Annotated in this window: 24 protein-coding genes; 11 read left to right on the forward strand and 13 right to left on the reverse strand. The window is 59.4% G+C overall.

What is annotated here, in order from left to right; all coding sequences use genetic code 11:
- The first annotated feature begins 26 nt into the window (after window positions 1-26).
- The 3 genes from AC3RLQ_RS18280 to AC3RLQ_RS18290 are packed head-to-tail and all read left to right on the forward strand — an operon-like array spanning window position 27 to window position 4099.
- Entirely contained in the window at window positions 27-1190 is a 1164-nt protein-coding gene (locus AC3RLQ_RS18280) for a vWA domain-containing protein (RefSeq protein WP_493030092.1), read from the forward strand.
- A 16-nt stretch (window positions 1191-1206) separates the two neighbouring features.
- Window positions 1207-1893 (forward strand): response regulator transcription factor, encoded by a 687-nt coding sequence (locus AC3RLQ_RS18285; protein ID WP_493030093.1) that lies wholly within the window; start codon window positions 1207-1209, stop codon window positions 1891-1893.
- Between the two features lie 7 nt (window positions 1894-1900).
- Window positions 1901-4099: a sensor histidine kinase gene (locus AC3RLQ_RS18290; RefSeq protein WP_493030094.1), complete on the forward strand. Its 2199-nt coding sequence runs from the start codon at window positions 1901-1903 to the stop codon at window positions 4097-4099.
- Here the strand turns inward: AC3RLQ_RS18290 and AC3RLQ_RS18295 are convergent, their stop codons facing one another.
- A complete protein-coding gene (locus tag AC3RLQ_RS18295; protein ID WP_493030095.1) occupies window positions 4100-4540 on the reverse strand; it encodes a 3-hydroxyacyl-ACP dehydratase FabZ family protein in 441 nt (146 codons plus the stop codon).
- Window positions 4541-4611: 71 nt separating this feature from the next.
- Here AC3RLQ_RS18295 and AC3RLQ_RS18300 point away from each other — a divergent pair, with 71 nt between their 5' ends.
- Genes AC3RLQ_RS18300 through AC3RLQ_RS18310 form a run of 3 tightly spaced genes read left to right on the forward strand, consistent with a single transcriptional unit; the run spans window position 4612 to window position 7694 of the window.
- A complete protein-coding gene (locus tag AC3RLQ_RS18300; RefSeq protein ID WP_493030096.1) occupies window positions 4612-5364 on the forward strand; it encodes a lysophospholipid acyltransferase family protein in 753 nt (250 codons plus the stop codon).
- A gap of 31 nt (window positions 5365-5395) precedes the next feature.
- Entirely contained in the window at window positions 5396-6766 is a 1371-nt protein-coding gene (locus AC3RLQ_RS18305) for a sulfatase family protein (RefSeq protein WP_493030097.1), read from the forward strand.
- Between the two features lie 37 nt (window positions 6767-6803).
- Complete coding sequence (locus AC3RLQ_RS18310) at window positions 6804-7694, forward strand: alpha/beta hydrolase (RefSeq protein ID WP_493030098.1); 891 nt, start codon at window positions 6804-6806, stop codon at window positions 7692-7694.
- Here the strand turns inward: AC3RLQ_RS18310 and AC3RLQ_RS18315 are convergent, their stop codons facing one another.
- Entirely contained in the window at window positions 7695-8159 is a 465-nt protein-coding gene (locus tag AC3RLQ_RS18315; protein ID WP_493030099.1) for a L,D-transpeptidase family protein, read from the reverse strand.
- Window positions 8160-8278: 119 nt separating this feature from the next.
- Between AC3RLQ_RS18315 and AC3RLQ_RS18320 the strand changes: the two genes are divergently transcribed.
- The 5 genes from AC3RLQ_RS18320 to AC3RLQ_RS18340 are packed head-to-tail and all read left to right on the forward strand — an operon-like array spanning window position 8279 to window position 10929.
- Window positions 8279-8866 carry a TetR/AcrR family transcriptional regulator gene (locus tag AC3RLQ_RS18320; RefSeq protein ID WP_493030100.1) on the forward strand — a complete coding sequence of 196 codons (588 nt, stop codon included), beginning with the start codon at window positions 8279-8281 and terminating at the stop codon, window positions 8864-8866.
- Between the two features lie 54 nt (window positions 8867-8920).
- Window positions 8921-9235, forward strand: a complete 315-nt coding sequence (gene trxA / locus AC3RLQ_RS18325) for a thioredoxin (protein WP_493030101.1) — start codon at window positions 8921-8923, stop codon at window positions 9233-9235.
- A gap of 44 nt (window positions 9236-9279) precedes the next feature.
- The gene (locus AC3RLQ_RS18330) at window positions 9280-9723 is read left to right on the forward strand and encodes a DUF5069 domain-containing protein (protein ID WP_493030102.1); all 444 of its coding nucleotides are present in this window, start codon (window positions 9280-9282) and stop codon (window positions 9721-9723) included.
- A gap of 42 nt (window positions 9724-9765) precedes the next feature.
- Window positions 9766-10527, forward strand: coding sequence for an SDR family oxidoreductase (locus tag AC3RLQ_RS18335; RefSeq protein ID WP_493030103.1), 762 nt, complete (start codon window positions 9766-9768; stop codon window positions 10525-10527).
- Between the two features lie 12 nt (window positions 10528-10539).
- Entirely contained in the window at window positions 10540-10929 is a 390-nt protein-coding gene (locus tag AC3RLQ_RS18340; protein WP_493030104.1) for a nuclear transport factor 2 family protein, read from the forward strand.
- A 5-nt stretch (window positions 10930-10934) separates the two neighbouring features.
- Here AC3RLQ_RS18340 and pncA read toward each other — a convergent pair whose 3' ends face one another.
- The 11 genes from pncA to AC3RLQ_RS18395 are packed head-to-tail and all read right to left on the reverse strand — an operon-like array spanning window position 10935 to window position 19167.
- Entirely contained in the window at window positions 10935-11534 is a 600-nt protein-coding gene (pncA, locus tag AC3RLQ_RS18345) for a bifunctional nicotinamidase/pyrazinamidase (protein ID WP_493030105.1), read from the reverse strand.
- The gene (locus AC3RLQ_RS18350; protein ID WP_493030106.1) at window positions 11531-12085 is read right to left on the reverse strand and encodes an endonuclease V; all 555 of its coding nucleotides are present in this window, start codon (window positions 12083-12085) and stop codon (window positions 11531-11533) included. Before AC3RLQ_RS18350 ends, pncA begins: the two co-directional genes overlap by 4 nt.
- A complete protein-coding gene (locus AC3RLQ_RS18355; RefSeq protein WP_493030107.1) occupies window positions 12082-13521 on the reverse strand; it encodes a nicotinate phosphoribosyltransferase in 1440 nt (479 codons plus the stop codon). The genes AC3RLQ_RS18350 and AC3RLQ_RS18355 overlap by 4 nt, the downstream gene beginning before the upstream one ends.
- A 3-nt stretch (window positions 13522-13524) precedes the next feature.
- Entirely contained in the window at window positions 13525-14562 is a 1038-nt protein-coding gene (locus tag AC3RLQ_RS18360; protein WP_493030108.1) for an ADP-ribosylglycohydrolase family protein, read from the reverse strand.
- Between the two features lie 18 nt (window positions 14563-14580).
- Window positions 14581-14931: a hypothetical protein gene (locus tag AC3RLQ_RS18365; RefSeq protein WP_493030109.1), complete on the reverse strand. Its 351-nt coding sequence runs from the start codon at window positions 14929-14931 to the stop codon at window positions 14581-14583.
- A complete protein-coding gene (locus AC3RLQ_RS18370; protein WP_493030110.1) occupies window positions 14928-15452 on the reverse strand; it encodes an O-acetyl-ADP-ribose deacetylase in 525 nt (174 codons plus the stop codon). The genes AC3RLQ_RS18365 and AC3RLQ_RS18370 overlap by 4 nt, the downstream gene beginning before the upstream one ends.
- The gene (locus tag AC3RLQ_RS18375) at window positions 15449-15994 is read right to left on the reverse strand and encodes an RNA 2'-phosphotransferase (protein WP_493030111.1); all 546 of its coding nucleotides are present in this window, start codon (window positions 15992-15994) and stop codon (window positions 15449-15451) included. The genes AC3RLQ_RS18370 and AC3RLQ_RS18375 overlap by 4 nt, the downstream gene beginning before the upstream one ends.
- Window positions 15991-16905 carry an ADP-ribosylglycohydrolase family protein gene (locus AC3RLQ_RS18380; RefSeq protein ID WP_493030112.1) on the reverse strand — a complete coding sequence of 305 codons (915 nt, stop codon included), beginning with the start codon at window positions 16903-16905 and terminating at the stop codon, window positions 15991-15993. The genes AC3RLQ_RS18375 and AC3RLQ_RS18380 overlap by 4 nt, the downstream gene beginning before the upstream one ends.
- Window positions 16902-17843: an ADP-ribosylglycohydrolase family protein gene (locus AC3RLQ_RS18385; RefSeq protein ID WP_493030113.1), complete on the reverse strand. Its 942-nt coding sequence runs from the start codon at window positions 17841-17843 to the stop codon at window positions 16902-16904. Before AC3RLQ_RS18385 ends, AC3RLQ_RS18380 begins: the two co-directional genes overlap by 4 nt.
- Entirely contained in the window at window positions 17840-18481 is a 642-nt protein-coding gene (locus AC3RLQ_RS18390) for a DUF4291 domain-containing protein (protein WP_493030114.1), read from the reverse strand. The genes AC3RLQ_RS18385 and AC3RLQ_RS18390 overlap by 4 nt, the downstream gene beginning before the upstream one ends.
- Entirely contained in the window at window positions 18478-19167 is a 690-nt protein-coding gene (locus AC3RLQ_RS18395) for an NUDIX hydrolase (protein ID WP_493030115.1), read from the reverse strand. Before AC3RLQ_RS18395 ends, AC3RLQ_RS18390 begins: the two co-directional genes overlap by 4 nt.
- Between the last annotated feature and the right edge of the window lie 107 nt (window positions 19168-19274).

A 19274-nucleotide genomic window follows, 5' to 3' on the forward strand; every position in this document is an offset into this window, starting at 1 on the left:
CCGTCAACTCATCCACAAACACATCCATGAAAACGCAATCCATCCTCATCGCCACGGCCTTGTCCGCATGCCTCGCCATTGCCAAAGAGGCTCAACCGCCCGCCCCCGTGGCGGAGATCACCAAGGTCGAAACAACCGCCGCTGACACCCCTCTGGTGCAAATCGCCGTGCTGCTGGACACCAGCGGCAGCATGAGCGGCCTGATCGAACAGGCGAAGACCCAGCTCTGGAAGATGGTGAACGAATTCATCACCGCGAAGCAGGACGGTAAAACGCCCATCGTGCAGGTGGCGCTGTATGAATATGGCAAATCATCGCTGCGGGCGGAAGAGAACTGGATCCGTCAGATCCAGCCACTGACCCGTGATCTGGACAAAGTGTCTGAAGAACTCTTCGCCCTGACGACAAACGGTGGTGACGAATACTGCGGCGCGGTGATTGAGCGGGCGACGAAAGATCTCGCCTGGGATGCGAATTCAAAGGTATACAAGGCGATCTTCATCGCCGGCAACGAACCTTTCACCCAGGGTCCCATCGATTCCAAAAAAAGCTGCCAGAACGCCATCGCGAAGGGCATTATTGTGAACACGATCCATTGCGGCAGCGAGTCCCAGGGCATCGCCGAGCATTGGAACCAGGGTGCGCTGCTAGCGGACGGCAAATACCTCGTGATCGACCAGAACCAGGCCATCGTTCACATCGAAGCACCGCAGGACAAGGAGATCGTGAAGCTCAACGAAGAGCTGAACAAAACTTACATCAACTACGGCAAAGAGGCACCGATGGCCAAGGCCCGGCAACTCGCCCAAGACAGCAACGCCGCCGCCAAGGCCGAATCCGGCGCCCAGGTCCAGCGCATCGTCAGCAAAGCCAGCGCAAACTACTGCAACACCGGCTGGGATTTGGTGGATGCCTGCAAGCAAAAGGACTTCGACATCACGAAGATCAAGGAGGCCGACCTGCCGGAGGAGATGAAGAAGATGAGCGTCGAAGAGCGCAAAACCTACCTGGAAAAGAAAATGGCGGAACGTGAGGGAATCCAAAAGCAGGTGCTGGCACTGAACAAGGAACGCGAGGCCTACGTGGCAACGCAGCGCAAAGAGTCCGCCAAGGCCGACACGCTCGACACCGCCATGACCAAGGCCCTGCGGTCCCAGGCGGAGAAAAAAGGCATCGCGTGGGAGAAATGAACCTTTAAACTTCGCCATGCCCGCCACCATCCTTGTTGTTGAAGACGACGCCGCGATCCGTCGCGGCGTCCTGGATGCGCTCAAGTTCGCCGGTCATACGACACTGGAGGCAACCGATGGTGAGAAGGGCATGAAGCTGGCCCTGAGTTCGACCTTCGACCTCATGCTGCTGGATCTGGTGCTGCCCCATGCGAGCGGCTTTGACATCCTGAAAGCCCTGCGCCGCGAACGGCCCGGCACACCGGTGATCATCCTCTCCGCCCGTGGTGAAGAAAATGACCGTGTGCGCGGCCTGCGGCTGGGTGCGGATGATTATGTGGTGAAGCCGTTCAGCGTGCGCGAACTGCTCGCCCGCGTGGAGGCGGTGCTGCGCCGTGCGCCCGAGCGCCAGCCCGTGAGTGAAACGCTCACTCTCACCGCAGCGACGATCGATTTCGGGCAAAGCGTGGCCCGTTTTGAGAATGGCGAGAGTGCCGAACTCTCCGAACGCGAGCGTGATGTGCTGCGCTATCTTGCGCTCAATCGCGGCAGGCCCGTTTCACGGGAGGAGCTGCTGCAGCGTGTCTGGCACATCGAGAACCAGCAGACCGAAACACGCACTGTGGACATGCACATTGCAAATCTACGCCACAAACTGCGAGATGATGCAGAGTCGCCACGTGTGATCGTCACCATACGCGGCAAAGGCTACCAACTCACCTGATTCCCCCATGCGCAAACCGCTTCACATCTGGATCACCTTCATCGCCTGCCTCGGGCTGCTGCTCGCGGCGATGGCGTGGGTGAGCTGGCACACGCTGGCTCTGGAGCGTGAGCGTGAAACGGCGGCGCGGGAGGCTGACCAGCAGGAGCGCGTTCGGCTGGCGCTGTGGCGGCTCGATTTCCAGGCGAGCGCGCTCATGATCCGAGAAAATGCACGGCCGCCCTATGATTTCCGGCCGTTTCATTCGCCGGAAGGTCTGATCAACAAAGCGTACGACAATGTGGCGAAGGGGGAGGTGCTGGTGCCATCGCCGCTACTCGCGGAAGTGCCGGAGCATGTGCTGCTGTATTTTCAGATGGACACGCGCGGCCAGGTTCTGTCCCCGCAGGTGCCGCAAAACAACGAGCGTACCCTGGCACTGGCGCAGTTCATCAATGCGGATGACCTGACTCGCAGCGAGCAACGCTTGAGCGGATTGCGCGAACTGCTCGCCAAGCCGGTGCAGGTGATCACGCCGCCGCAACAACGCGAGTCCTCGGCCTGGAACAACGGACGTGCGCCCCCCATGGCCCCAGCCGCGGCAACCCCGCTCAACCGCCAGCTGCTTGCCGAAATGGCCTGCGTGGCCCGCTTTGACATTGATGATTCCAAGACGGCTGAAGCCAATGATGCCAATCTTCCACGCAACCCGGCCTGGAACACCCAGCAGGGCCAGGTGGCGTCCCAGCAGTTGATGCTGAACAGCACGGAAAACTATTCGCGTAATCGTGCCGTCAACCTGCAGGCCGAAGAGGCGATCAAGCAGCAGCCGCAGATCAAGATGAAGCAAGGTGCCGGCGCCCTGGTTCTTACCAACGAAAAGGCGGCCGAGCCCAAGCCCGCAACGGGGAAGGCTTTCAAAAAAGAATTCGCGAAGCCGGCAAGCAGCAGCAATGGATCCAGCCTCGTCGCTTCCGCAGAACCGGCAGCAAAGGCGATGGATGACAAACAAATGGCGGCTCCAGCGCCTATGCCTTTGAAGCCGAAGCAAGATGATGCCGCCCGAGCTTTGGGCCATGAGTCCTCCGCCACACCCGCTGCTCCAGGCGTTCCTTCCGCTGTGCAGCCGCCACTCAAAAACGCCCCAGCCGCGAACAGTTCGCGTCCCTTTCAAGGTGTGTGGATCGGCAGCAACCTCATGCTGACCCGCGAAGCCTTCGTGGATGGTGTGCGCATGGTGCAGGGCGTGTGGCTGGACTGGCCTGCGCTGCGCGAAGCCCTGCTGCGGGAGATCACCGATCTGTTTCCAGACGCGAAGCTGGAGCCAGCCGCGAACGCCACCGCAGGCACACGGCCGAATGACGATCCGCTGCGCTTTGCCGCACTGCCGGTGCGTCTGGTGCCAGGAGCCATCCAGCTGCCACCGCTGCCGTTCTGGACGCCGCTGCGCAGGTCTCTGGGCATTGCTCTCGCATGTGTCCTGCTCGCGGCGGCAGCGGTGGGACTGGTACTGTTTGGCACGGTGGCGCTGAGCGAGCGCCGCGCGGATTTCGTTTCCGCCGTGACGCATGAGCTGCGCACGCCGCTGACGACGTTTCGCCTCTACTCCGAGATGCTGGCAGACGGCATGGTGACCGATGAAACGCAGCGGAAGACCTACCTCGACACCTTGACCGGAGAAGCGAGCCGGCTGAGCCATCTCGTCGAAAACGTGCTCGCTTATGCCCGGCTTGAGCGTGGCAGTGCGAAGGCACGAGCCGAAAACATCACGATTGGCGAGCTGCTGGACCGCATCCTGCCGCGGCTGCAGCAGCGTGCCGATGACTGCGGCATGACGGTGCAGGTGCAAGCCACGGAAACGGACCGCAAAACCGAGCTGCATGTGGACGCGGCGGCGGTGGAGCAGATCCTTTTCAACCTCGTGGACAACGCCTGCAAATACGCCGCTCCGCGTGCGGCGCAGCCGGTGATCCATGTGGAGGCGGACACGAGTGGCAAGTTTGCCATGCTGCGCGTGCGCGACCACGGCGGCGGCATCTCCCGCAGCGAGCAGCGGCGGATTTTCCACCCCTTTCACAAAAGCGCCGATCAGGCGGCGCATTCGGCACCCGGCGTCGGGCTGGGACTCGCCCTGTGCCGCAGGCTGGCCACCGCGCTGGGCGGCGCGATCACGCTGGATGCCACGCACAAAGAGGGTGCGTGTTTCATGCTGCGCCTGCCGAAGTAGTCAGCTCTCTCCCGCGAGTGTGACAGCCCCCGTGAGGATGACATTGCCGGCATCATCACGGATTTCGCCGCTGACCTGTCCGAGATTGCCGAGCATGCCCTGCAGCGCGCCACTGAGGTGAAGCGACTGGCCGGGTGTGATGCTGCCGAGGATTTTGATCTGGCGCACTGCCGTGAGGCGCATGTTTTTGAGCGGGGCTTCGCCAGGGCGGGTTTGAATGAGAATGCCGCCGAGCTGGGCCAGCGCCTCGATCATCAGCACGCCGGGCATGAGCGGGGAACCGGGGAAATGGCCACGGAGAAACTCCTCATCACCCTTGAGCTTCCACACCGCTGTGGCGGAGGTGCCGGGAATCAGCTCTACAAGCTCGTCAATAAAACAAAACTCAGAACCGTGCGGAAGGGAGGAAAGCGCTTGAATTAGGTCGGCAGAAGATGGCATGCTGCGGTCTTATTCACGATTCACTCACAGAGCAAACACCAAGATGCGCTCCTGCGCCGACGTTCTGCCGTGTGCTCATCCATGTGTGGCATGTCGTCGTGCTGCTGCTGAGCATGATCTACTGGGCCATCGGGGGCTTGTTGTTTGTGCTGGCCGGTGCTGTGCTGGTGCCGGTTCTGCCCGTGGAAAAATCCCGCTCCCTGGGCCAGTGGCTGCTGAGTGTGGCCTTTCGCCTTTTCCTCACCTTCCTGCGCGTGTGCGGTGTGTATGAGTGCGAATACATCGGTTTTGATGCGCTGAAGGATGTCAAAGGGGGGCTGATTATTGCACCTAATCATCCGGCGCTTTGGGATGCCGTTTTCATACTGTCCAAAATCCACGGGCTGCGCTGCATTTTGAAGGCGTCGTTGATGCACAATCCGTTTCTACGTGGTGCAGCCAAACTGGCGGGCTTTATCCCGAACAAGCCCGCGCATAAAATGCTGCAGAATTCCATCGAAGCGCTGCGCCAGGGCGACCGGCTGCTGTTTTTCCCGGAGGGAACGCGCACGCGGAAGCTGGAAAACTGCATCAACACGCTTCAGGGCGGCCTGGGCATCATCGCCACGCAGTCGAGCGCTCCGGTGTGGCCGGTGTTCATCGAAACCAACAGCGACTACCTTTCCAAGGGCTGGCCGCTGTGGCATCTGCCAGATAAAAAGATCCGCATGCGCATCACGCTGGGAGAGCCACTGGCCAGCCCGCCGGATGAAAGTGCTGCGGCATTCACCAAGCGCCTCCACGAAGTGTTTCTGGCAGCGCTGGGCAACCGGCCGAAAGCTTGATGGGCGAGATGATTTGCAGCGTTATTCTTGAATGCGCACGCTGCTTCTTTTCTTCATAGTCGGCATCAGCCTCCACGCTGCGCCGAACATTCTCCTGATCGTCGCTGATGATCAGCGGCCGGACACGATTCACGCGCTGGGAAATGACGTGATCGACACACCGAATCTGGACCGCCTTGTCGCTCGCGGCACTTCATTCTCCCGTGCCTATGCGGGCTACCCCATCTGCCACGTGAGCCGTGCGCAGATCCTCACAGGCACCCCCGCTTTCAAAGCGCTGCCAAAGTATCCTGGCGGCGCGATTGATCCCCGCCTGGCCACGCTCGGCGGGACGTTGCAAAAGGCAGGCTACCACACCTGCTATACGGGCAAGTGGCACAACGATGGCCACCCAACGCAGCGAGGCTACACCACCACCAGCGGGCTTTATTCCAGCGGCGGTGGCAAGGGTGTCACGCAACCGGACATGGATGATCGTGGTCGGCCGCTCACGGGGTATCGCGGCTGGACTTTCAAGGATGAAAACAACCAGGCTGAACTCGGCAAAGGCGTCGGCCTCCAGTCCGACAACAGCCGGCACATCGCTGATGGGGCGATTCGTGGGATTCAAACGGCACCCAAGGGCAAGCCGCTGTTTCTTCATGTGAATTTTGCTTTTCCTCACGATCCACGCCAATGGCCGGCGGGCATGAAGGACCGCTATGACGCGGCGAAAATGCCGCTGCCAGCCAACTTTGCGCCGAAGCATCCGTTTGACCACGGCAACATCGACGGGCGTGATGAACTGCTGCTGAAGACGCCGCGCATTGAAAGCGAGGTGCGCGAGGAACTGGCCATCTACCATGCCATGATCACGGATCTCGATGCGCAGATGGGCCGCATTCTGGATGCGCTGCCAGCGCCTGATGAAACGATCATTATTTTCACCAGCGACCAGGGCCTTGCGCTGGGCAGCCACGGGCTGCTGGGCAAACAGAACGAATATGAGCACAGCATCCGCAGCCCGCTGATCATCTGCGGTCCTGGCCTGCCGAAGAATGAGCGCAGCGCAGCACTGGTGAACCTGAACGATCTTTTCCCCACGCTGTGTGATCTCGTGGGCATCGCGGTTCCTGCCACTGTGCAGTCGAAGAGTCTCGTGCCGCTGCTGCGGCATCAAGCCGAGCGCGTGCATGATTTTGTCACCGGTGTTTTTACGGACACCCAGCGCATGATCTGCGATGAGCGCTGGAAGTTTGTGATTTACCCGAAGGTGGGACGGGAGCAGCTCTTTGATTTGAAGAGCGATCCCGATGAGTTGCATGATTTGAGCGGAGATCCGGTGCATCGCGCAAAGAAAGAGGAACTGGCCGCGAAGCTGCACACCTGGAGACAGCAGAACGGTGACCCGAACCTTGAGTGAAATGGCTGCGCCCTTTTGGCCGTTCAAGCCACCTGCCATGAAACAACTCTGCTTCGCGTTCGTTTTTGCCATCACATCCCTGCACGCCCAAAGCCCTGCTCCGACGGAAAAACCCGCCGCCAAGCCGAAAACGCCTGATGCGGTGGACCAGATGGCCGCCGTGCTGAAACCCACGCGAATCGTGCCGTACAAGAAGATCGCTGACAAAGAGCTGCAACTGCATGTTTTTGAGCCGGAAGGTTTCAAGGCTGGCGACAGGCGCGCCTGCCACCTGATCATTCATGGCGGCGGCTGGACGGGCGGCACACCGCAGCGCATGTACCCCTTCGCTGCGCATTACGCGAAGCTCGGACTGGTGGGGATCAGCATGCAGTACCGCCTGCACAGCGCGAAGACCGGATTCAGCGTCTTTGACTGCGTGAAGGATGCGCGCTCCGCCGTGCGCTACATCCGTGCGCATGCGATGGAGCTGGGCATTGATCCGCAAAAAGTCATCGTCAGCGGTGGCTCCGCCGGTGGTCATCTGGCCGCAGCCACGGCCCTCTTTGACAACGTGAATGAAGACAGCGACGACCTCAAAATCTCACCGATTCCCAATGCACTGGTGCTGCTCTTTCCTGTCATCGACACCTCCAAGGAAGGCTACGGGAATGCGAAGATCGGCGAGCGATGGCAGGAGCTGTCCCCCGTGCATCATGTCCGCCCGGGCGTGCCTCCAACGATCATCTTCCACGGCACCGGCGACACTGTCACGCCCTTTGCAGGCGCCAAGGCTTTCCAAGAGGCCATGCTGAAGGCGGGCAACCGCTGTGAACTAGACATCAACGAAGGTGGCGTGCATGGCTATCTCATGCGCGACAAGGTGCTCTTTGACGACACGATGACGAAGACAGATGCGTTCCTGAAGTCTCTCGGGCTGCTCAACTGATCATTCCTCGATCCATACCGGCGTCCCCGCCGGCACGAGATCAAACAGCTCGATCATTTCGCGATTGCGCAGGCGCACGCAGCCGTGGCTGGCGGGGCGGCCGATGCTGCTTTCATCGTTGGTGCCGTGGATGTAAATGTAGCGCTGGAAGGTGTTCTCATTGCGCGGCTCCGTGCCATGCAGCCAGAGGATGCGCGTGAGGACGAGATCGGACTTTGTTTCCATGCCAGGGGTCCAGCGACCAACGGGCTGGCGTGACTTGAAAATGGTGCCGCTTTCTGCGCCGTCGCCGTGCTTTTCCTTCACCACAAAACGGCCCAGCGGCGTCTTGTTGCTGCCTTCGGTGAAGCCGATGCCGAACTTCGAAGTGCTGCACGGCCACTCGCGCACGAGGCGCCTGTCATCAAACAAACGCAGCCGCTGCGTGCCGATGCTGACTTCGAGGTGTGGATGGATGAGTGTCATGGCGATTGAATGATCGACTGCGTGCAGGGACTGCGTTTCATAGCATCACCGGGCAGGATTGCAGAAATAAAAGAATGCGGTTGACTGATTAGACTGATCGGTCTACTGATTCACCCATCATGAGTGACCGGACGACCAAAGAACGCATTCTCGACGCAGCTGAAGGGCTGATGCTTGAGAAGAGCTTTCATTCAGTCGGGCTGACCGAGATTCTTGAGGCCGTGAAGGTGCCCAAGGGCTCTTTCTATCACCACTTCAAATCCAAGGAACAGTTTGGCGTGGAAATGCTGAGGCATTACGTGGCCGATGCCACGGCCTACAAAAAGCAGATGCTGCTTTCCGACACGCCTGAGCCAGACCCGCTCAAGCGGCTGCTCAGTTTTTGCGAAGGCACGATCTGTCGTGTGCTGGAAACGAAGGGGAAGTGCCCTTGTCTGGTGCTCAAACTGGCGGCTGAAGTCGCTGACATGAGTGAGGCGATGCGCGAGGTGCTTGCGGCTGGAAATCGCGAGTCGATCGCCATTCTGGAGCAGGTGCTGCAGGAAGGAATTGAGAAAAAGAAGATCGCCAAAACTGTGCGCCCTGCCGAAATGGCGATCATCATTCACGATCTCTGGAACGGAGCCATGCAGCGCTCGGCGATCAGCCGAGATGCCACCCCTCCGCGCGATGCCCTGAATTTTGTGCGCACATTGTTGACGCCTTGATTGCTTTTGAATCGTAAACAAACCGACCGGTCTATTTTTTACCCTGACTAACTTATGAAACCCATCGCCCTCACCACTGAAAGCTTCGACACCACCCTCGCCAACACCGACCAGCCCGTCCTTGTGGACTTCTGGGCGGAGTGGTGCGGCCCCTGCAAAATGATGTCGCCCATCCTCGACCAGCTTGCCGCCGAGCAGGCAGGACGTGCCACCATCGCCAAGGTGAACATCGACGCCTTCCCCGACCTGCAAGCTCGCTTTGGCATCCGCGCCATCCCCACGCTCATCGTCTTCAAAAACGGCCAGCCCGTGAACACGATCACCGGCGTGAAGAGCAAGGGCTTCCTGGAAGCTGCGCTGGCCGCCTGATTTCTTTATCCCCCAAAAAACAACGCAAAAACAACCCCAAAACCATGTCCATCGACCTCACCCAACGTCCCCCACGCAGCCCACGCGTCCGCCTCGGCGGCTACGTTCTGCTCCCTCGCCTGCTCGACAAATGCCGCGCTGAAATCGCCGGTAAAAACGGCGAGTATCACTACAACTGCCCGCTGGATCAGCGCTTCCTCAGCTTCACCGGCATCGACCATGAGGCACTGAAAGCCGAAGCGGCGAAGGGACTGGGGGATGCCGACATGTTCGCCTGGATCGAGAAAAGCGCGCTGCACAAACGCAGCGACTACGAGATCGCCCACTGGAGCGAATACCGTGCAGCTGCCGTGCCTGCTGACAATGAAAGCCGCGAGTACATCAGTGCGCAGATTGCCAAGGCAGGCGGGTCTGCACGTGAAGACATCGCCACCTGGTTCGATTTTCTCGATTTCGACGATCACGTCTCCTTCGGCGGCAAAGCCTGATTCCATCACTCCCTCAACTCCATCCCTCAAGACCATACTCTCATGCAAACCTCATTCCAAAACAAAGTCGTTCTCATCACCGGAGCCACCAGTGGCATCGGCAAAGTCAGTGCTCTCGCCTTCGCCAAAGCCGGGGCGAAAGTCGTCGTCAGCGGCCGGCGTGAAGCCGAAGGTCAGGCGGTCGTCAGTGAAATCAAAGCGGCGGGTGGTGAAGCCACCTTTGTAAAGGCGGACGTTGCCGTGGAGGCGGATGTCGCGGCGCTCGTGGCCAAAACGGTGGAGACGTATGGCCGACTCGACATCGCTTTTAATAACGCAGGCGTCGAGCTCGGTGGAGCTGTCGTTGATGCCAAGGAAGCGGATTACCGCCGCGTGTTTGACATCAATGTGTGGGGTGTGATCACCTCGATGAAGCATGAAATTCCCGTCATGCTCAAGCAAGGCGCGGGTGTCATCATCAACACCAGCAGCGTGGCCGGACATGTGGGCATGGCTGGTGCGAGCATCTACGTGGCCAGCAAGCATGCTGTGGAAGGCCTCACCAAAGCAGCGGCGCTAGAGTATGCCAAACAGGGCATCCGAGTGAATGCTGTGGCACCTGCTGCGATCGAGACTGACATGATGACGCGCTTCACCGGCAATGGAAATGAAGAGGCACTCAGCTACCTGCGCTCCCTGCATCCTATTGGCCGCATGGGGCGCTCGGAAGAGATAGCCAATCCGGTGCTCTTCCTCGCAAGCGACGCAGCTTCATTCATCACCGGCACATCGTTGAAGGTTGATGGCGGCTTGCTTGCGCAGTAATAATCACGCGTCATGACCCCGCTCGAAATCATCCGCGAAATGTATCGTGCCATGCGCGCGGGAGATGATGCAGCCTTCACCGCGCTCTGCACCGACGACCTCGTCTGGCAGCAGAGCGCGGGTTTTCCCGGCGGCTCCACCTGGCATGGAGCTGCTGCGGTGATTGAGAATGTTTTCCGCGCCAATGCCAGGCGCTGGGCCGGCTTCGCCTTCACGGAAGAAGAGATGTTCGCGACTGGTGACCGTGTCGTTGTACTTGGTCACTATAGTGGCACCTCTCCCGCCACCGGCAAAGCCATGAGAGCCGCCGTGGCCCACGTCTATGATTTGAGAGATGGCCGGATCGCCCGCTTTCGCATGTTTGCCGACACGCACCCGATGTGGGAGGCGATGGTGGCTTGACGCGATCAATCCTGGATGAGCGCGCCCGCCGCCTGCATTTCCTCCAACGCGCGTGCCACATCTCCATGCACTAGATTTACACCCCGGCAGGCCTGAGCTATCAAGTTCACCTGGAAGCCTTCATTTAAGGCATCGAGCACGGTGAACTTCACGCAGTAGTCTGTGGCCACACCGGCGATGGTGAATTCGCTGACGTTTTGGGCCTTCAGCCATTCGCCCATGCCGGTGGAAGCAAGATGGCCGTTGTCGTAAAAGCCGCTGTAGCTGTCGATGCGTGGGTTCATGCCTTTGGTGAAAACGCGATTGATGCGCCGGGTGTCGAGAGCTGGAGCGAATGACGCGCCCTCCGTGTTTTGCACGCAGTGAATGGGCCACAGGGTCTGGGGCAGGCCGTCGAGATCAATCTGGTCATAGACGCTTTTGCCGGGATGGTTGGCGGCGAAGCTGGCGTGATCCGCGGGATGCCAGTCCTGGGTGGCGACGATGAGATCAAACTGCGGCATGAGGTCATTCACGAGGGGGATGATTTTGTCCGCATCTGGCACAGCGAGCGCACCACCCGGCATGAAATCGTTTTGGATGTCGATGAGGAGGAGTGTTTTCATGGAGAAGGATCGTTTGGGGCCACTGCTGCTGGAGCGCCGCTGCGGCAGAGCGAATCCACGTTTTTCAGCAGGGTGGGGAGACGATAGGCGCCGTGCATGGACTCGATGTGACGTGCTGCGTCCTTCTGCTCCATGCCGGCAGCGGTGACAAAGAGGGGTTTCATGCTCTCGCCACGGAACACATGTGCGGCGTGTGGAGATTGATCGAAGGAAGTCTTGGCCACACCGATGACTGGGATTTTTGTGGCCTCGTGCAGATGCCATCCCAGACCAGGCTCGCCGGGCCGCAGCCATACATGGCCATCGATGACGATCACCGCAGGCGCTTGAGGCAGCAGTTTCAAAACCGCGAGCACACAGGGGAGTTCCCTCCGGTAAAATTGGCCGGGTTGATAGTCGGCCACTTGAGGAATGTGGCAGAGGTGCTGCGCCTTGGCCTGGTCATCTGCCCAGTTTTCAAACATAACGGCGGCAGCCGTTGCGCCGAGATCGTGGTAGCACACATCCACGGCGGCGATCAGGGGCAGCAGAGCATTCAGGGACGCACTCACGATTTTGCTTTCTGAATGAGCTGCAGCTTCTGCTCATGCAGCGTTCTTTCCACGCCTGCCGTGTACTCGTGCGGATGAAGGAGACGTTTCACTGTGGCGTGAAGATGCGTGAGCTGTTCGCGGCAGCGGCTTTGGATCTGTGGCAGCGTGGGGAGTTCGGCGACGAGTTGTCCGGCTTTGAATATGGGTTGCAGCAGGTCTTCGTGGGTCGCGCCCTCGGGAATGGGCTTGCTGCGAGTGGGATCGCTGGGGTGCATGATTTCCACGGGAGCGGGGCAGCCGTGTTCCTCGTCGAAAATGGCATCGCCACGGAATTCGCCGTCGAGGGTGAAGCGGCGCACCTGCTGGATGCCGGGATTGTTCACTTTGATGGCCTGCTCGCTGAGCTTGATCTTGGGCTCCCAATCGCCCGCTGCATTGCGGATGGCACCGAGCTTGTACACGCCGCCGAGCGCAGGCTGTGAGCCGCCGGTGACCATCTGGGTGCCGACGCCCCACACGCCGATTTTTGCACCCTGATGTTTCAGGCTTTCGATGAGGTGCTCGTCGAGATCGTTGCTGGCGACAATGAAGGCGTTTGGGAATCCGCCTTCGTCCAGAATGCGACGTGCCTCGATGCTGAGCCAGGCGAGATCGCCTGAGTCGAGGCGGATGCCGGCGAGTTCGTGGCCGCGATCACGTAGACGATAACCGACTTCCACGGCGTGACGAACGCCTTCGAGGGTGTCGTAGGTGTCCACGAGGAAGACGCAGTTGTTGGGCAGTGCTTGGGCGTAGGATTCGAAGGCTTCGAGTTCGGTGTCGAAGGACATGACCCATGAGTGGGCATGCGTGCCGCGCACGGGGATGCCGTGGGTCATGCCTGCGAGAACATTCGAGGTGGAGGCGCAGCCGCCGATGAAGGCGGCGCGGCTGGCCATGACTGCGCCATCCGGCCCTTGGGCACGGCGCAGGCCGAACTCCAGCACGGGTTCGCCTTGGGCTGCCAGACACACACGTGCGGACTTGGTGGCGATGAGCGTTTGGAAATTGATCATGTTCAGCAAGGCCGTTTCCACGAGCTGCGCCTGAATGAGGGGGCCTTTGATACGCAGGAGGGGCTCGTGGGGGAAGACGACGGTGCCCTCGGGCATGGCATCCACATCGCAGCGCCATTCGAGGGTGCCGAGGTAGTCGAGAAAGCCACGCTCAAAGAGTGGCTTGCCATCTCGGCCAGGCAGCGTGGCGAGATAGTCCAGCTCTGCGGTGCTGAAGCGGAAGCCTTGCAGCCACTTCACCACATCCCCGAGCCCGGCGGCGATGGCATAGCCGCCTGAGAACGGCAGCTTGCGGAAAAACAAATGGAACACGGCTTCCTGCTCCGCCTTGCCGCATTTCCAGTAACCTGCGGCCATGGTGAGTTGATAGAGATCGGTGAGGAGGGGGCTGGTGGTCATGGATTAGTAAGGAGGCAGCATTCGACGGAAGCCGTGCAGGATGACGATGACAAGAAAGAACAGGTTTCGCAGCAGAACAGCGGGCCAGAAATAGCGCGGAGCACGGCGATTTCCCGAGACGAGCGCCTGCGCCACTCGTCGGATGTGATTGACCGAGCGTGGCCATTCGAAGATACCGTCGATCCATGCACGCGGGATGCCAGCCTCTCCAGTTTCGGCGCCACAGATGGCTCCCGTGATTGCGGCCACTGTATCCGTGTCTCCGCCGCACTGGATGACAGAGCGAACAGCTGATTCGAAGTCACCGCGATGCCGCAGCCATGCGAACAGTGCCACTGCAACTGTGTTGGGTGCAAAGCCGCTCACGCCGTATCCGCAGTCAATTTCTTCCGCATATTCCAGCACGCTCTTCTGTGTGCTCAACGCCTTCTTCAATGCTGCAAAGCGCGATTTCATTTCGTCACTGACAATGAGCTTTTCCAAGACAGGCAGCGCGTCATGCGAAGAGAGATGCTGTGCGGCCATGGAAGCTGCTTCCGCCACCAGGAGCGCGGATTCTTCCGCACGTGGATCCGTGTGGGTCAGACGGCATGCGGCAAGGGCAAATGCTTGTCGTTTCGCTGCGTCATCGCCAAACACCACACCCATGATAGCACTGCGCATGGCTGCTCCATTGCCTGCTGAATGAACCCCGGCTTTCGCCGCGGGGAATCCGATCCATAGCCGCAGGATGGCTCTTGCAGTGCTCAAACCAACTCCTGCGGGCAAGGCCAGGAACCACCAGCGCAACTTCCAGCCGAGTGCGCGTTGCATTGCTGCAGCATCGTTTGGATGCTCTATCAGCGCGGCTGCCAGCATCAGCGTGTGCTCCGTGTCATCGCTAAACATGCCGCGTCCGAAGATGAATCTATGACGCTCACCGAGTTTCATTGCTGCGACGCGCTTGCGAGACAAACGCTCGGCAGGAAGACCTAGAGCATCTCCCACTGCAGTGCCAAGCAGGCAGCCAAGGATGGCTTGCTTTTGTGGTGATGAATTCATGGAAGTGAGAGGCTCGTATTAGTCTGTTTCCGGGAAGCGTCTGGTCACCTCAATCTGACCGACGATGTGCCGGTTGAACTCTTCCAGCTCTTCGGCAGGCACCCAGAGTTCACGATGCACGGCACCGCCTACGACCTGCTCCTCAAAACGACGCAAATACTCCGCTTCGACCTCGAAACGCGTGACGAAACCTGAGCCAGATGCGGGCACGTTCCAGTCACGCGCGATCTGGATCGCGTAGTCTTCGTTCATCACGGGATAAAAGATGGGCTGGTCAGGGAGACGTGGTGGAAATGCTTTCCAGTCTGAATCCTCGATCAGCTTCAATTCCTTAGGACCAACAGGGCGATAGAGAGTGGTTGTTTTCATTCTTGTGATTCTTGTCCTTGAATCAGCGCTTCATAGCGCTGCCGGTCTGCCGCTGCGAAGCAGCAGAAGATGATCTGTTTCAGAGAGGATGGTTTGCTGATGAATTCGCGCACCGTTTCCACGGCGATCTGCGCCGCCTGATCTGCCGGGAAGCGATAGATGCCGGTGGAGATGCAGGGGAAGGCGATGCTGGCCAGCTGGTGCTCTGCGGCGATGTGCAGTGAGTTGGCATAGCAGGAGCGCAGCTTTTCGGGCTCGCCATTTTTGCCGCCGTTCCAGACGGGACCGACGGTGTGGATGATGTGCCGGGCCTTGAGATTGTAGCCTCGGGTGATTTTGGCCTCGCCGGTGCGGCAGCCATTGAGCATGCGGCATTCGGCCAGCAGTTCTTTTCCTGCAGCACGATGAATGGCACCGTCCACGCCACCGCCGCCGAGGAGGGAGGAGTTGGCGGCATTGACGATGGCATCGACGTCGAGGGTGGTGATGTCGGCTTGGAGAACTTTGAGTGTAGCGTTCATGAAAATTGAATGAAGCTGGCTGGCACGTGTTCCACCAGCCAGACGCCATTGGTGCTGAGGTAAAAGGTATGGCCTGCCTGATGCATGTCCGCCGCAAGGATGGTAAGGAGAGTTGGTTTTCCATGACGCGCTCCGACCTGCATGGTCATCTTCGTTTCTGCCGACAGGTGGACGTGGTGGCGCTGCATTTTCAGCAGTCCCTGCACTTGAATGCTTTCGATAAAACGCGTCGCGGTGCCGTGATAAAGGATCGGAGGCGGTTCCTTGGACTCATAGTTCAAATCCACCTCCACGGAATGCCCCTGGCTGGCTCGGATGCGTGTGCCATCGGCGCTGAACTCAAAGCGCTTTTTGGCATTGGTAGCGACGATGTGGTCGAGGTCAGCACGGCTCAAGGGACGCCGGGCTTTGGTGCAGCCAGAAAGCAAATCTTCGACACTCACCCAGCCAGCGGCGTCGAGGGTGATGTGGGCGGTTTGGGGTTGATGCCGCAGGACCAGACTGAGAAATTTGCTGGTGCGGGTGGTTTGTTCGGGGTTCATTTGAATTCTAATTTGAGAGGTTCGCGTGATTTCAGCCACAGTAGAGGAATCCCTTCACGCCCGACTCGAAGGACGACGATTCCTCCGACGATGGCGCAGTTGGTATCGCAATCTCCATCACCTTCGAGAGTCGTGATCAGGGCTTCGTGATAGTTGTCGAGATGGCGAAGCGCACACCAGATGGCGAATGGCACGGTGTCGGGTGCGGTAACGAGAAAGCCAGAACCAAGAATCCGCGCGGCATTTTCGCCGGACATTTCCCAGGGCACGAGACTAGCCTTTCGAAGGCCTTCGTGGGTTTCACCCGCGGGCGTAAGCTCCAGAACCTTTTGCCAGATGGCTTTGCGAGCATTTTCCAATGGAAGCATTCTGGTATTCCATGCCATCGCGGCCGCCAATGACACCGCGACGCTGCCCGCGATCCCTTCTTCATGAGCATGTGTCACGATGGATGATTGCCAGCTTTCGGTGACGACTTTCGCCAAATTATCAGCGAACCAAGCACCCAGAGGGGCTGAGCGCATGGCGCTGCCATTGCCCTTCGAGCCACGTCCACTAAAAGCAGCTGTTGAAGTTTCCCGCCAACTCGCACCGCGTGCGATCTCTTCCAACTGCATCCGTGCGCCTTTGCCATAGCCGCGGCCCGGGTCAGCCTGATACCGCCTGACAAAGCGCCAGGCCAGAGAGTCAGTTGCGACTTGACCATGGTCCGCCATCTCCTCAACGATGGCCATGGCCATCTGAGTGTCATCCGTATGCCACCACGGGCCGGAAGGGAGACCATCACGCTCAATGACACCCCGAGCACTGCGAGCACACGTCGAAAGCATTTGCCCGAAGGCATCGCCGACTGACAGGCCATCGAGGGACAGCAATGCGCGGTCACAAGGTGTTGTGATTTCCGGGTTCATGGAATTGTTTTGCTGCTTTCCAGAAACGCGGTAAACAGACGGCGCAAATCTTCCAGCCTCGGCAATGCAAGACGCCATTCGGAGGGGATGGCGTCGATACCATACAACACTCCCGCGAGCCCTCCGGCCACACAGCTGGTGGTGTCGGTGTCGTCGCCGAGATTCACCGCTTTGAGAACGCAGTCAGAGAAGTTGTCGGTGGTGAGGAGGCACCAAAGGGAGGCAGTGAGGGTTTCCACGACATAGCCTCCCGAATGGATGTGAAATTCCGGCTGGAAGACGAGGTCCGCACGCAGCACATCGCGAAAGGTGCCTAGCTCCTCGTTGTCCGAATAGAGCCGCTGGAAGATCTGCTGGGCCTTATGAAGGGCTTCGTGAGGAGTTGCTTGCTGCATCAACTCGCGGACCACGAGCCCGTGGAAGACACAGGCCATCTGTGAACGAAGGTGTCCATGAGTGATGGCTGAAGCCTGGGCGATGCGGGTGATGAAAGTACTTTCGTCTTGATGGAGATTGGCAAACACCACGGGCAGAATGCGCATGAGTGAGCCATTGCCATTGTCGTACGGTTCGCGACCTCCTGCTTCTGAAGCTGGAATGCCATGGCGGATGCGGAGCAGAGCCTGCCGGGTGGCATTGCCGATGTCGAACACAAGCCCATGTGCGGCCCAGTGTCCGAGCTCGAACCATTGCAGGAAGCGCTCGCCCATGTCTTGAAGGTCGAAGCCTTTTTCGGCCAAGCTTTCGACGGAGCAAAGCAGCAGAGAGCCATCGTCGCTCCAGGTTCCGGCGGGCTGGCCGTGCGTGCCATGGCCCCGCATTCCGAGGACTGGATCGAGCTTGCGTTTCTCACGTGATGCGAACTCGACGGGGACGCCGAGAGCATCACCGACGAGCGAGCCGTAGAGGCCGCCTAGTATTCTTTTTTCTTGATTCATACGTCGATGCCAACGGCACGAGCGGCGGTGGTTGAGTGTGGGCGATAGATCTCTTCGCAGGGTGTTTGCAGCCCTTGGAAGCCTTCCTTCAGGTTCTCCCGTTGTTCGATCACGAAAGGCGTGATGTCTTCAATGCTGACCAAATCACTCTGGCCGTACCGGTGCAAAGTTTCGCCCCGCAGCCCTAGCTGAACAGCGCGTCTTTCGAGGCAATTGCCGTTTGGGTCGTGATCTGGGTCCCACTGAAGGCGGACGTCGGATTGCGCGACAGCTTCCTGCCACTTTTCGTGACTGTCATAGCGGCTGGCAGAGAAGGATGAGGCGACCGAAGCTTCGAGGATTTCATCAAAGAAGGAGCGTTTTAAGCGCACGGCCAAAACGTGTTCCTGCCCTTCCTTGGATGCCCAGCCTGAACGGAACATCATCCAGAGGAAGTTGGGCTTGATCCAGCTCATGCGCGAAAAGCTGAACTCACCGCCAAAACGCTGATGTTCGACAGCGAAGCGAGCAATCGCAGGCCTGTATGCCTGATAGACCACAATCGTGTCGGCATCGAATTGTGCCATGATATGGCGGCCTGATTGCGGCCAGGCCGGTGCCTGCTCCGCATAGGGTGTGATTTTCAAACTGGTGTTCATATCTCGAAAAGGAATCCCTTTTTCTTGAGGCGCTCGTACTTCACGGGATCGAAGCGGAAGAGCTGGGCAGGGCGGTGGGGGCCTTCGCGGTGTTGTTCTTTGAGGGGGATGAGGAGGTCGTAGCTGAGGACTTTTTTGCGGAAGTTGCGTTTGTCGATCTCGGTGCCGAGGACGCTTTCGTAGAGGCGCTGGAGCTGGGTGAGGGTGAACTTGGGAGGGAGGAGTTCGAAGCCGATGGGCTGGTAGGTGAGCTTGCCGCGGAGGCGGGTGAGGGCGGTGCCGAAGATTTCGGCGTGGTCGAAGGCGAGCGGGGGGATGTCTGTGACGGGGAACCAGCGGGCTTCGGCGGCGTCTGTGGAGGCGGCGGTAGTGTGGTCGGCGGGTTTGGTGAGTGCGTAGTAGGCGACGCTGACGACGCGCTCGCGGGGATCGCGGTTGACGGCGCCGAAGGTGTAGAGCTGCTCGAGGAAGAGGTCTTTGAGGCCGGTTTCCTCTTCGAGCTCGCGGCGAGCGGCGTCATCGAGGGTTTCTTCGACACGGACGAAGCCGCCGGGGAGGGCCCAGTGATCTTTGAAGGGGGCGAGGCCGCGGCGGATGAGGAGGACCTGGAGGGCACCGCCGTCGAAGCCGAAGACGACGCAGTCCACGGTGAGTGCGGCTCTTGGGTATTCGTAGGTGTGTTTCACACACGAAGTAATGTGTATTTATCACACGAAGTCAAGGCGGGAGTTTTTGGGGAGGGGGATTGAGGACGGATCAGAGCGGGAGCAACCCGCAGTGGATAGAGGGTGGC

This window comes from Prosthecobacter sp. GW821-HT29F12, from assembly GCF_058803405.1.